General features: G+C 43.9%; 15 protein-coding genes and 1 pseudogene. 14 read left to right on the forward strand and 2 right to left on the reverse strand.

The window, feature by feature from the left end; all coding sequences use genetic code 11:
* Positions 1-10 precede the first annotated feature (10 nt).
* Together EKN16_RS02845 and EKN16_RS02850 are read right to left on the reverse strand one after the other, a co-directional pair.
* Positions 11-340 carry a carboxymuconolactone decarboxylase family protein gene (locus EKN16_RS02845; RefSeq protein ID WP_125653614.1) on the reverse strand — a complete coding sequence of 110 codons (330 nt, stop codon included), beginning with the start codon at positions 338-340 and terminating at the stop codon, positions 11-13.
* 29 nt (positions 341-369) lie between these two features.
* Positions 370-1,350, reverse strand: a complete 981-nt coding sequence (locus tag EKN16_RS02850; protein ID WP_179955588.1) for an aldo/keto reductase — start codon at positions 1,348-1,350, stop codon at positions 370-372.
* A 186-nt stretch (positions 1,351-1,536) separates the two neighbouring features.
* Between EKN16_RS02850 and EKN16_RS02855 the strand changes: the two genes are divergently transcribed.
* The 14 genes and pseudogenes from EKN16_RS02855 to minD all read left to right on the forward strand — a co-directional run bounded on the left by EKN16_RS02855 (position 1,537) and on the right by minD (position 12,037).
* The gene (locus EKN16_RS02855) at positions 1,537-2,454 is read left to right on the forward strand and encodes an AraC family transcriptional regulator (protein WP_125653616.1); all 918 of its coding nucleotides are present in this window, start codon (positions 1,537-1,539) and stop codon (positions 2,452-2,454) included.
* 376 nt (positions 2,455-2,830) lie between these two features.
* Entirely contained in the window at positions 2,831-3,184 is a 354-nt protein-coding gene (locus EKN16_RS02860) for a hypothetical protein (protein ID WP_125653617.1), read from the forward strand.
* A 157-nt stretch (positions 3,185-3,341) separates the two neighbouring features.
* A pseudogene (locus EKN16_RS32815) lies at positions 3,342-3,545 on the forward strand (HIT family protein); the annotation flags it as partial.
* A gap of 98 nt (positions 3,546-3,643) precedes the next feature.
* Entirely contained in the window at positions 3,644-4,168 is a 525-nt protein-coding gene (locus EKN16_RS02870; protein ID WP_125653618.1) for a hypothetical protein, read from the forward strand.
* A 25-nt stretch (positions 4,169-4,193) separates the two neighbouring features.
* Complete coding sequence (locus tag EKN16_RS02875; RefSeq protein WP_125653619.1) at positions 4,194-4,670, forward strand: UPF0158 family protein; 477 nt, start codon at positions 4,194-4,196, stop codon at positions 4,668-4,670.
* 105 nt (positions 4,671-4,775) lie between these two features.
* Entirely contained in the window at positions 4,776-6,194 is a 1,419-nt protein-coding gene (locus tag EKN16_RS02880) for an SPOR domain-containing protein (RefSeq protein ID WP_125653620.1), read from the forward strand.
* 62 nt (positions 6,195-6,256) lie between these two features.
* On the forward strand, positions 6,257-6,499 hold the full coding sequence (locus EKN16_RS02885; RefSeq protein ID WP_125653621.1) for a DUF4321 domain-containing protein: 243 nt from the start codon (positions 6,257-6,259) through the stop codon (positions 6,497-6,499).
* Between the two features lie 36 nt (positions 6,500-6,535).
* Positions 6,536-7,165, forward strand: coding sequence for a Maf family protein (locus EKN16_RS02890; RefSeq protein WP_125653622.1), 630 nt, complete (start codon positions 6,536-6,538; stop codon positions 7,163-7,165).
* 58 nt (positions 7,166-7,223) lie between these two features.
* Positions 7,224-7,913 carry a RadC family protein gene (gene radC, locus EKN16_RS02895; RefSeq protein WP_125653623.1) on the forward strand — a complete coding sequence of 230 codons (690 nt, stop codon included), beginning with the start codon at positions 7,224-7,226 and terminating at the stop codon, positions 7,911-7,913.
* A 43-nt stretch (positions 7,914-7,956) separates the two neighbouring features.
* On the forward strand, positions 7,957-8,991 hold the full coding sequence (locus EKN16_RS02900) for a rod shape-determining protein (RefSeq protein WP_125653624.1): 1,035 nt from the start codon (positions 7,957-7,959) through the stop codon (positions 8,989-8,991).
* Between the two features lie 70 nt (positions 8,992-9,061).
* On the forward strand, positions 9,062-9,919 hold the full coding sequence (gene mreC / locus EKN16_RS02905; RefSeq protein ID WP_125653625.1) for a rod shape-determining protein MreC: 858 nt from the start codon (positions 9,062-9,064) through the stop codon (positions 9,917-9,919).
* Positions 9,916-10,440, forward strand: coding sequence for a rod shape-determining protein MreD (gene mreD / locus EKN16_RS02910; RefSeq protein WP_125653626.1), 525 nt, complete (start codon positions 9,916-9,918; stop codon positions 10,438-10,440). The genes mreC and mreD overlap by 4 nt, the downstream gene beginning before the upstream one ends.
* Positions 10,441-10,503: 63 nt before the next feature.
* Positions 10,504-11,163, forward strand: a complete 660-nt coding sequence (locus tag EKN16_RS02915) for a septum site-determining protein MinC (protein WP_125653627.1) — start codon at positions 10,504-10,506, stop codon at positions 11,161-11,163.
* Positions 11,164-11,245: 82 nt separating this feature from the next.
* The gene (minD, locus tag EKN16_RS02920) at positions 11,246-12,037 is read left to right on the forward strand and encodes a septum site-determining protein MinD (protein WP_125653628.1); all 792 of its coding nucleotides are present in this window, start codon (positions 11,246-11,248) and stop codon (positions 12,035-12,037) included.
* The last annotated feature ends 5 nt before the right edge of the window (positions 12,038-12,042 follow it).

Here is a 12,042-nt window from a genome sequence, read left to right on the forward strand (position 1 = left end):
ATTTGTTGTTTTATTTTTCTTTCGAGAATATTTCTTTGGCCACCGTAAGGGCAGTCATGGCCTTCGGCCAACCGGCATAAAAAGCAAGATGGGTCATGATTTCAATTAGTTCCTCTTCTGAAAGACCATTTTGTTTTGCCAAGTTTAAATGGGATTTCAACTGCTGCGTATTTCCGCCAGTAATTAAGCTAGATACGGTAATTAGGCTTCGATCGCGCGGAGAAAGCTCCTTCCGTCTCCATATGTCTCCGAATAAAACGTCATCAGTTAATTCAACAATTTTTGGTGCGAAATCTCCCATCATTTTCTGGGCGACCGTAAGTTCTTTTGAATCTGACATTTATTATCCCTTCTTTCAATGTAGATTTCCTATTTGTCGATTCTTTTTTCGTATTCTGCAGGATAGCGATCTCCCGAAATCTCGATCTTCGAGAGCGCATCGTTCAAATCCGTTATTTCCTTGGGAATCAGGTCGACATTCGCTGCACCAAGATTTTCTTCCAGGCGCTCCAATTTGCGCGTGCCAGGGATCGGAACAATCCATGATTTCTGGGCAAGCACCCATGCCAGTGCGATTTGAGCTGGAGTAGTGTTTTTCCCTGCAGCAATTTTCATTATCAGCTGGACCAAAACCTGATTAGCTTCGATATTCTCCGGTTGAAAGCGAGGAACAATGCTACGGAAATCGGTGTTAACGAAAGTTGCGTTCTTATCAATATTTCCGGTAAGGAGACCCTTACCCAGCGGGCTAAACGGAACAAAGCCGATTCCGAGTTCCTCGAGCGTGGGCAACAGTTCTTTTTCAGGACTTCTCCACATCATGGAGTATTCACTCTGGACTGCGGTGAGCGGATGAGCGGCGTGCGCACGACGAATCGTCTTTACGCTGGCCTCGGAAAGTCCCCAATGCTTAACCTTACCTTCCTCGATCAGATCTTTAACAGCTCCCGCAACCTCCTCGATCGGCACGGCCGGATCAACTCGATGCTGGTAATATAGGTCAATGGCTTCGACTTTCAGCCTTTTCAGCGAGCCCTCTACCACTTTCTTGATATGCTCAGGCCGACTATTCATCCCTGCCTGCTTTTCATCTTGAATATCGAAGCCGAACTTGGTCGCAATAACCACCTGATTCCGAAAAGGAAGGAGTGCTTCCCCTATGAGTTCTTCGTTCATGTAGGGTCCGTACACTTCGGCTGTATCAAAGAACGTAACGCCACGATCTATCGCTGCATAGATAAGCGAGACCATTTCTCTCTTGTCCGAAGCCGGACCATAGCCGTAGCTCATTCCCATGCAACCGAGCCCGATCGCAGAAACCTCCAGGTCGCCCAATTGACGCTTTTGCACGATTCATCTTCCTTTCTTCGTATCATGTCCCTTAAAGCTATTCTTATTATGCAGCAATTGAAAAAGAGACCGTTATCCCAATCGTCTCTAATGATTGCCTAATCCTCTCACTACCACTTTCGCAACAGACGAATGTTGTTTTATAATGAAATTATCAAGGACAAAGGGGCAAGGAGGGAGGAAATAATGTCTGGATCCATATCTGAACAGCAGGATGAGCTCACCAAACTGATTGAGCGTCATTCGGGTGAAGATGGAGGTTACGAGACCGCTATCCCATCTTTAATATTAATTCGCCTCTCTAATGTGATCGAGCCAGTCTACAGAGTTTACAAGCCAGCCTTATGTTTCATTGCTCAAGGTATGAAGGAGGTATTGCTGGCACAAGAGTTGTTTGAGTACGGCCCTACAAATTATCTTATATCCTCCATGAACTTGCCGGTGATCGGTCATGTAATAAAAGCTTCTCCCGATGCTCCATATTTGAGTTTGAAACTTGAATTTACACAGAATCAAATTTTAGAGGTTTTACAGGATTCTCAAATTCAAATCACCCCGCAGGAAAATGCAAAGCGAGCTATGTTTGTCGGACAGATGGATTTATCTATTCTGGATGCGATACTCAGATTAGCTCGTTTGCTGGATAGTCCTAAAGACATTCCGTTCCTGGCTCCTATCTACACAAAGGAGATTCTATATAAGCTTTTGCAAGGACAGTATGGAGTTACACTGGCACAAATCGCGATGGAAGGAAGCAGCACCTATCGAATCAGGGAGGCAATCGAACAAATTATCAATCACAGTGATGAGCCTTTGCGAATCGAAGAGCTTGCAGAAATAGCCAGTATGGGTGTTTCTACGTTTCACAGACACTTTAAAGAAGTAACCGCTATGAGCCCTATTCAGTTTCAAAAACATCTGAGATTGCAGGAAGCTCGGCGCCTTTTATTATCCGAGTCAGCGGATGCCGCAGATGTGGCTTTCCGGGTAGGCTATGAAAGTGCATCCCAATTCAGTCGTGAATATTCTCGTATGTTTGGTTTTCCGCCTAGAGAAGATATGAAGCGCCTGAGGGCGAAATATGAACAAAGGATACACGCATGATTCCTCTGCTTAATAGGTGGAAACGGCAACGGCGTAAACTTTGTCTTCAAAGGTTATAGTGTAAAAGTGAGTGCACTATTTAAAGTAGGGGCTTTTCCAGACAAAGGAAAAGCCCCTTCCGCTATTGGTTCGGCGGAAGGGGCTACGCTTGAAGCAGCCAAGGCTAATATAGAAAGCCAATTTGAAATAAAGTGGAGACAAAGAATTTGAATGTTTGACGACCCGTATGCTAACGCTCACTTAAGGCTCTCGGGTTCGTGAATACAAGAACGTTAAGTGAAATTACCACAATATTAAAACCATATAAAAATCGAAATCGAAAAGCTATATAAGGCAACTTGCAATGGATATTTTGAGAGAGGAGAGGAAGGGATAAATGACTATATTAGGAACTATACTTGCAATAATTTTAGCAATTGGTTTTACGGTAGTAATCGGACCATTCGGAGGACTACTGTTAATAGCGATCATTTTTGGATTAGTATTTAGTACACATCAAAGGAATAAACGAATATTTGATGATCTACAAAGAATTAAAGAGAAATTAGGTATCGAGGATAAGGATGAATTTAATATGAAAAACGAAGAAATCGAAAAAGAGTTAGAACAAGAACTAAAACAATCACAAGAAGCAAGTGATTTAAGTGATCTAAATAAGGAAAATGAAAAAGAATTAGAAGATTTTAATGGAAAGAACAAAGGGAATGAAGATAAGAACTCTGACCGGTAAATAACAGTGGATAAGAAATATAAGAGACAAGTTTGAAAGTGAATTCGAAGAAGGCGGTAACATCTCTTAACACCGTTCGCTGCGGCTCCTACGGAGCCTTGGTCTGCCAGAGGGTTTTCGAAAGAGTCGTATCTTATTTAAAACCAAGAGGCGAAGTATGCCAAGGCATATTACATTGGCTGACGGAAGAGCGATAGAAGTCGAATGCTTAAGTTGCGCATTAACAAGTGGATTAATCAAACCAACGGGCGGAACGATTTATGAAAGCTCCAATTTTCATGTTCATCAAGATGTTGCTTACCCTATTAAAGGTTTAGTGATTCTAGCTTCGAAAAGGCATTTTTACAGCATGGATGAGTTATGTCCCACGGACAGTGACGTTCTACCCCGGCTAACGTTAATGGCATCTCCTCTTTTTGTTAGACGTTATACAAAATTCCCTTGAAAGGATAATAATTAATGAATCAATATAAATTGAGTGATATTGCGATACAAATTGCAATTCACTCATTTCTAAAAGAAACAAAACAATCAGATGAACATATGAAGCAAACCCTTGCATATTTGTACAAAACAATAGATATTATTGGCACCAATAATAGTGCATTACGAAACCCTCTAAATCTTGACGAATCCGTTTTTTATTTTAGAGATAGGGAAAATCCATTAACGGGACAAGAAATAATTACAGGAGATTATTTAATTTTTGATTATATTGGTCACAATGGAGATATGTTCATTAAACAATTCAATTCTATTGATGAACTAGAAGAAGAGATTACTGGAAGCGGAGGGATAACCAATACATTTACAACATATCAAATTGCCATTGTTATGGGGAAAGTTCGTCACTACAATATCACATTTACAAATGGGAACGACGGCCAGGAGTATAACTTTGTAAAAGATGTTCACGATGCACTACCAGAATATAATTATGAAGAAGAAATAATTACAAATGTAAAGATACATTGGCTTGATTAATCGAGGTAGAAAGGGAAGGGATAAAATGAAGAAAAAAGTAGCGGTGAAATTAGAGGATCTAATTAATGAAATTGATATGCAAATGGACGAGACCTTTACATATATAAACACCCAGACAGGAGAAGTTATCACATTAACAAGTGAAGAGATAAGAGCGGCTGAAGATGAAGAGCCTCTTAATAAATATCCGGATTGGCAACGAGAGAACATTGAAAAAGCAATAGAAATTATAGAGGATGAAAACGAGGCTTATCTGGATTTCACACTAAGAAATGAATACCATGAGTATGAAATAATAGAAGAATTTATCGGAACATTAAGCGAAGTTGAGGTTCAAGAAGAATTGTTTGGAGCTATTCAAGGAAGAGGGGCATTTAGAAGATTTAAGGACGGGATCAGGGAACATGACGTCGAAGAACAATGGTATGAATTCAAAGGGAAAAAGGTAAAGGAATTAGTTATCGAATGGTGTGAAGAGAAGGGCCTCGCAATAGAGGAATGAAGCATTATTGGTGCAATCGAGAAACAAGAGAATGGAGGAAAAAGGTATAAATCTCTTAGATTGTTCATAGACTTTACTAGAGTATGTGGACAAGGAGAGAATGATATGAATTCAAAAGCGCGCATTACGTACCGATTTGACAAACAAGATGGCTCACGAACAGAACAAAAGCCATCAGAGACGGAACGTTCGAACAAGTCAAATGTCGTGCCTTTTTTTCAAGAAGAAATGAAGTTTACTTCGGAAATCGGAGCTTGGAATAGTCCTTTTCAAAATGACGCTCATGCCTTAGAGCAGCTTATTCGGGATACAGATCGCAAGCCGCAGAGTAAGCCCTCCACAATAAATCCACCTACAGCAGCCATACCCTCTAATCCAAAGCCTCTCAATAGGGAAACAAGTCATCCACACACACAATTACGGGAAGAGGAATGGAATGATCATATACAGCTAGGTGATGAGAGGGATATTCGCGATACGATCATCCACACGCAAGCCTACCCCATTGTCGATATCAATGAAGATGAACGGTATGAAATGGATTCAACAGATGTACGGACGTCAAAGGGGCTAGGCGCCTTCAAGACCGCAACGAATTATCGGCCTTCCAGGGGTCCTTCATGGTATAAAGTGTTCGCATCAGTGACCGCGGCAATTGTTACGGGCGCGCTCTTTGGGTATTTTGTGCTGGCACTATTTACAAGCAATTCTGCAACGACTCCTTCGAATCCAGCAGAGTCTAAACTTGGTGATTCGATCACGAATCCTGGTGGTACGGCGACGACAACGAAGGATGGAGCTTCTTCAACAGTAACGGGTGCAGCTGCTAATAAAACCAATTCAGATAATTCCGTTGGAGTGACTGGGACAGATAGCAGTACAAACACGAAGAGCGGATCTGCTTCATTGATAAAGGTCCAAGTGCCATCGGTTACGTATTATATGCTGCAATATGGGGTGTTTAGCAATAAAGAAGGATTGACTGCTGCGGTAAACGAATTGAATAACAAAGGCTTGGCAGCAGCTTCTTTGACAACGCCGGATGATTATCGCGTATATGTAGGTATGTCGACAGAACGGAATGAAGTGCAGGCGCTTGGACAAACTCTGACGGACATGGATGTGTATGTGAAGCAAATAGACTTGCCGGCTTTGAGTCAGCTGGCTTTCACCGGGAATAAAAAAACAGTGGAGAGCTTTTTCGACCAGACCGCTGCATTAATCAAACAATTAGATACAATGACCCTCAGTGGATTAAATACGACTGGCACCGCTATAAATAGCAATTGGACGGATCTTCATCAGAAATGGACGAAATCAGCCACTCAAGTAGAAGCTGGCCTTGTGAATAAAGCAGATAAAACAGCTTTGCTCAAGCTGGAACAATTAATAAATACGGCTGTAGTAGCAGCTTCTGAATACGCTAAGAAACCAGCGAATGCCCATCTATGGTCCATGCAGACTGCTCTCATGGAAGCTATCTTTACTCAGAAAGTATGGTTTGTGTCTATGGATGCATTGTAAAGCCCTTTTTTGACGGTTATAATAGAGGGTGTGTGTCAAATTGTGGCGAGGGACGTTGGATAATGAAGAAAAACTTTTGGATTTTGCTCCTATTCATCGTAATCGGATTGCTGACAGGCGCTCTGGTGTCACGTTGGCTTGCTCCCGTCCCAGGCCTTGCGTTTCTAACCCAAACGTCAAAGGTTGTGTGGTCGCCAGCTGCAGATTTTCTTGTTTTCAGCTATGATTTCACCTTGCGGATCGATTTGAGCTTACTGAGCATTATCGGACTAATCCTTGCGATTTGGTTATACCGAAAAATGTAAGGAGCCGCTGATGCTACTTTAAGGAGTCGTATTACGATGAATATACCCAATAAAAATTCATTAAACATTCGCCAGCTTGTTCTGGCTTCATCTTCTCCACGCCGGCGGGAATTGGTCGCTTCACTTGACCTTTCCTTGCCGGTTCTCATTTTGTCGACTGATGCGGATGAACAAACGCCTGCGGATTGGGTGCCGTCACAAATTGTCGAGCAGCTCGGACTTCGCAAGGCGCTTGCAGCCGTTGATAGAATGATAAATGATGAACATGCCTCCCACTCGTTGGTCATAGGTGCCGATACAATCGTAGTATGGGAAGGCGAGGTGATGGGGAAACCCGTTGATCAAGCAGATGCAATAGCTATGCTAACGAAGCTTCAAGGCAATCAACATGAGGTCTATTCAGGTATAGCTTGTGTAGAAACCTCAAGTGGACGGCAGCTTATAGCGCATCGCATGACTCGAGTAACGATGAAGCCGCTTAGCCAGGAGAGAATCGAGCGTTATGTCGCTTCGGGCGAGCCTATGGACAAGGCTGGCAGCTACGCCATTCAGGGGCTGGGGGCCACAATCGTCGATCGTATTGACGGTTGTTATTTCAACGTTGTTGGACTGCCGTTGTCGCTATTATCGGACATGCTAGCCTCCTTTGACGTTGAGGTCCTCTGAAAGATTTGCTCACACGAAGATTGTCTCAACAGATTCATTATAGAAGGCAGGGAAGGACATGGAAGCGCAGTCGTATGTGCTGAAAGATGTCCCCAGCGAAGACAGACCTAGAGAGCGCATGATGATGGTTGGGGCAGAAGCCTTAAGTCACGCGGAATTGCTTGCGATATTACTTCGGACGGGCACACAGCGAGAGTCCGCCGTATTGCTTGCCACAAAGTTACTAATTCAAAGCAGGGGCCTGAGAGGCCTTGTTGATATGAGTATTGAAGAGATGACATCCATTCGTGGAATCGGACCCGCCAAAGCGGTTCAGCTTCTTGCTGGCATTGAGCTTGGGCGACGTTTGGCCAGAAGCCAGCAGGGCGATCTGCCCACCATTCGCAAGCCTGCGGATGCAGCAGATCTCATGATGGAACAGCTCCGTTATTTGAAGAAGGAGCACTTCATCTGCTTGTTTCTGAACACGAAGAACCAAGTTATCTCACAGGAAACATTATCGGTTGGAACGCTTAATGCATCTCTCGTACATCCGCGTGAAGTATTCCGTGCGGCAATGAAGTGCAGTAGTGCTTCCATAATTTGCATCCACAATCATCCGAGCGGTGATCCAACACCAAGTCCAGAGGATATTGCACTAACCCGGCGCCTTTATGAGGCGGGCGAGCTAGTGGGCATCGATGTACTCGATCATTTGGTAATAGGTGACAACCGCTTTATTAGTTTGAAGGAGCAGGGCTATATGTAATATAATAAAAGAGCTTGTTTTTGAATAGAAAGGAAGATTAAACATGTTTGGTGGCTTTACGAAAGACCTAGGCATCGATCTAGGAACAGCAAATACTCTTGTCTATGTAAAAGGTAAAGGCATCGTCGTTAGAGAACCCTCAGTGGTTGCCATACGTACGGATACGAAAACGATTGAAGCAGTTGGCGAACATGCCAAAAAAATGATTGGTCGTACACCAGGGAATATTCGTGCCATTCGTCCTATGAAGGATGGTGTTATTGCGGATTTTGAAACGACCGCAACGATGATCAAATATTTCATTCGTCAAGCGCAAAAGCAGCGTTCGTTGTTTGCACGCCATCCTAACGTGATGGTATGTGTACCTTCAGGTATTACAGCAGTTGAACAGCGTGCGGTTAAAGAAGCGACAGAGCAAGCGGGAGCGCGTGAGGCTTTTACAATTGAAGAGCCGTTTGCTGCAGCTATCGGAGCTGATCTACCTGTATGGGAGCCGACAGGCAGTATGGTCGTCGATATTGGTGGAGGTACGACTGAAGTAGCGGTTATTTCCCTCGGCGGTATTGTTACCAGCCGATCCATTCGAGTCGCTGGCGATGAGATGGATGAGGCGATTACGCAGTACATTAAACGGATGTATAATCTTATGATCGGTGAGCGTACCGCAGAACAACTGAAAATGGAGATTGGCTCAGCACTTACCTTTGATAAGGTGGAGACGATTGAAATTCGTGGACGGGATCTTGTTTCTGGTTTACCTAAGACGCTGCCTATTTCCTCGGAGGAAATTTGCGAAGCTCTGGCAGATACAGTCAATTCGATTGTTGATGCGGTAAAAGTAACTTTAGAGAAATGTCCGCCTGAACTATCGGCTGATATTATGGATCGCGGAATTGTATTGACAGGCGGCGGAGCCCTGCTGCGCAACCTAGATAAATTGCTGGCTCGTGAGACAGGCATGCCTGTTATTGTGGCGGAGAATCCACTGGATTGTGTCGCTATTGGTACAGGAAGAGCTTTAGATAACATCGATTTATTCAAAACTCGGGGCGGCCCGGTCACTCGTTCCAAACGATAACGTCCGTGAAGTCGTCATAAGAAAAACCGGATGATTGGAATGGGCGGGTGATGATAAATTGTTTAACTGGATGCGCAACAAACGCATGTTTGTTCTAATGATTGTTTTTATTGTGTTCGTTGCTGTAATGGGATTCTCTATTGGTGATCGGAAGAAACTGACTTGGCCAGAGAACTTCGTGCTTGATTCATCTGCTTTGGCACAGGAAGTTTTTTACAGGCCCGCTGGCTATATAGCGGGTCTGTTTAAAGATCTGTCGAATCTGCACGATGTCTACAAAGAAAATGAGCAGCTGCGTTTAGCCGCAGCTGCTTATGCGCGTGACAGTATTAAATATAATTTTATTGAATCCGAGAATAAGCGCCTGCAAGAAGATCTGGATTTTAAGAATCGCCAGAAGTTGTTATACCAATACAATTATATAATTGCGCAGGTAGTTGCTGTTAGCAGTAATCCGTATGATGCAACCATTCGAATCAATCAGGGTTCTAAGGATGGGATCAAACCGAACATGGTTGTTGTGACTCCTAAGGGCTTGGTCGGTATTGTTAGTCGGGTAGACCCTTTCTACTCATCTGTAATGCCACTTACAGAGCTTAATGAGAACTCAACCTCCAAACCAGCAGCGACGGTACTTGGCAAAGAAAAAGAATCTTTCGGCGTTATTGAGAGCTATCACAGTGACACTGGCAAGCTAACCATGACGAAGATTGCGGAGAATGATCCCATTGCTCCAGGCGATACTGTTATTACTTCGGGCCTTGGAAATGTATTTCCCCGTGGAATGGTTATTGGTAAGGTGGATTCCAAGCAGGTGGGAGATTTCGGTCTAACGCTCACAGCTACTATTACGCCTGCTGCAGATTTCGACCATCTGACAGAAGTGTTTGTGGTGGAAAATCCGGAGACAGGGGAGAGCGGCCAATGAGCACGCAGCGAATTGTATTCGTGATGCTGCTCTTCTTCCTATTGGAAGGAACGCTGTTCTATTGGCTGCTGCCTGATAGTCTAGTTGGTAGAGTTGTTCCGATGTTCACACTAGCATTCGTACTCTACTCCGCTTTATATCGTGGACGACATACCTCGCTCATACTAGGTATGTCTTTTGGATTACTGCAGGATGTAGCGTTCTATGGAGAAATTATTGGCGTTCATTCTTTTTCAATGGGGCTTGTCGGTTATCTGACTGGACTTCTCATGGAACGCAAGAGAAGCACCTTGCTTATGGCTTTGACCATGATCGGGATATCGACACTCGTTTTTCAAGTGGTGAATTATTTCATCTATAGGGTGTTTCGATTAACAGACCAAACGTTTGAATGGGCGTTACTCCAGCACATATTACCAAGCTTGTTTCTTCAGCTATTATTTGCACTCGTTATCTACGTTCCTGCTAGACGATGGTTTGAAGGCGGTGGAGGCAAGAAAAACGATGAAGAAGAAGAATAAAGCTGCAGGCAGGAATTGGTACACATCAACCAGAATCGTATAGGTAAAGAAGGAGGGACGAGCGTGACCGATAAGCAGCATATTACGATAAAAGGAGTCAAGGAAGGATTAGTCTTTCTTCTTGACGACGATTGTGAATTTTCCGCCTTGCTAGAAGAACTTCAGTATAAGTTGGAAAAGTCGCACCAACAGCTGCTGACCGGTCCGATCGTTCATGTTCATGTAAAGCTGGGCACTCGTCAATTGGATGAAGACGATAAGGAGCGAATTAAGGCTGCTATTCGTCAGCAGGGTAATTTGCTCGTTCAGTCCGTAGAAAGCGATGCACCTGAACTGCCCCTTGGCGAGGATGGACGCAACATTAAAATATTGACCGGTATTATCAGATCCGGACAAACGGTAGAACATGAAGGCAATTTGCTGCTTATGGGAGACCTGAATCCAGGTGGAACCTTAATGTGTACAGGCGATATCTATGTCATGGGTGCCCTTCGTGGTCTTGCTCATGCAGGCATTAAGGGATTGGAGAATGCTATCATTGCAGCATCTTTGCTGCGTCCTACTCAGCTTCGAATTGGTGAGGTAATTAGTCGTCCGCCGGACGAGTGGATGACAGGTGATGCGACGATGGAGTTTGCTTATTTGAATGAAGGTGTAATGAAAATCGACAAGATGACTCAATTGCACCGTATGCGCAAAGAGCCGGTCATTTTTAAGGCATAGTGCAGGTGAATAAGGTACGTATGACTGTAGTATTTCAGGCTTGCTTATACAGGAGCAAGGCTGCAGCGGGGAGTGTTGAGTCATGGGAGAAGCAATTGTAGTCACATCTGGAAAAGGCGGAGTTGGCAAGACAACAACTTCCGCGAATGTAGGAACAGCTTTGGCGCTATTGGGCAAAAAGGTATGTATGGTTGATACCGACATTGGTCTGCGTAATTTAGATGTTGTGATGGGCCTTGAGAACCGTATTATTTATGACCTTATCGATGTTGCTGAGGGGCGCTGCCGTCTTAATCAAGCACTAGTGAAGGATAAACGATTCGATGAATTGTATATGCTGCCGGCTGCTCAAACAAAGGACAAGCATGATGTAACCCCGGAACAGGTCCGAGATATGGTTCTCGAGCTTAAGAAGGATTTTGATTATGTGATTATTGATTGCCCAGCAGGAATCGAGCAGGGTTTCCGCAATGCGGTAGCCGGAGCTGACCGTGCAATTGTCGTGACAACGCCAGAGAACGCAGCTGTTCGTGATGCAGACCGTGTCATTGGCTTACTAGAGAAGTCACAAGTGCCGTCTAGACTTGTTATTAACCGGATTCGGGCAAATATGGTCCGGAGTGGTGAGATGCTGGATATTGATGAGATTTGCCAAGTACTTGCAGTTGATTTATTAGGTATTGTACCAGATGATGAGAAGGTCATTAAATCTGCGAATGCAGGTGAACCTACAGTAATGGATCCCACTTCTCGCGCAGCGATTGCTTATCGTAATATCGCACGCAGAATGTTGGGGGATATGGTGCCGCTTATGCCGCTTGAAGAGAAATCCAGTACATTCAAGAGATTTCGTAAGTTCCTTGGAATAGGATGAGTAAA

This window comes from Paenibacillus baekrokdamisoli (assembly GCF_003945345.1).
Lineage (GTDB): Bacteria > Bacillota > Bacilli > Paenibacillales > Paenibacillaceae > Paenibacillus_Z > Paenibacillus_Z baekrokdamisoli.

Excerpts from the sequence above, each read along its gene's own strand:
- EKN16_RS02885 (WP_125653621.1), top strand. The coding sequence starts at position 6,257 with ATGAAGAAAAACTTTTGGATTTTGCTCCTATTCATCGTAATCGGATTG.
- EKN16_RS02870 (WP_125653618.1), top strand. The coding sequence starts at position 3,644 with ATGAATCAATATAAATTGAGTGATATTGCGATACAAATTGCAATTCAC.
- EKN16_RS02890 (WP_125653622.1), top strand. The coding sequence starts at position 6,536 with ATGAATATACCCAATAAAAATTCATTAAACATTCGCCAGCTTGTTCTG.
- EKN16_RS02845 (WP_125653614.1), bottom strand. The coding sequence starts at position 340 with ATGTCAGATTCAAAAGAACTTACGGTCGCCCAGAAAATGATGGGAGAT.
- minD (WP_125653628.1), top strand. The coding sequence starts at position 11,246 with ATGGGAGAAGCAATTGTAGTCACATCTGGAAAAGGCGGAGTTGGCAAG.
- radC (WP_125653623.1), top strand. The coding sequence starts at position 7,224 with ATGGAAGCGCAGTCGTATGTGCTGAAAGATGTCCCCAGCGAAGACAGA.
- EKN16_RS02880 (WP_125653620.1), top strand. The coding sequence starts at position 4,776 with ATGAATTCAAAAGCGCGCATTACGTACCGATTTGACAAACAAGATGGC.
- mreD (WP_125653626.1), top strand. The coding sequence starts at position 9,916 with ATGAGCACGCAGCGAATTGTATTCGTGATGCTGCTCTTCTTCCTATTG.
- mreC (WP_125653625.1), top strand. The coding sequence starts at position 9,062 with ATGCGCAACAAACGCATGTTTGTTCTAATGATTGTTTTTATTGTGTTC.
- EKN16_RS02860 (WP_125653617.1), top strand. The coding sequence starts at position 2,831 with ATGACTATATTAGGAACTATACTTGCAATAATTTTAGCAATTGGTTTT.
- EKN16_RS02900 (WP_125653624.1), top strand. The coding sequence starts at position 7,957 with ATGTTTGGTGGCTTTACGAAAGACCTAGGCATCGATCTAGGAACAGCA.
- EKN16_RS02855 (WP_125653616.1), top strand. The coding sequence starts at position 1,537 with ATGTCTGGATCCATATCTGAACAGCAGGATGAGCTCACCAAACTGATT.
- EKN16_RS02875 (WP_125653619.1), top strand. The coding sequence starts at position 4,194 with ATGAAGAAAAAAGTAGCGGTGAAATTAGAGGATCTAATTAATGAAATT.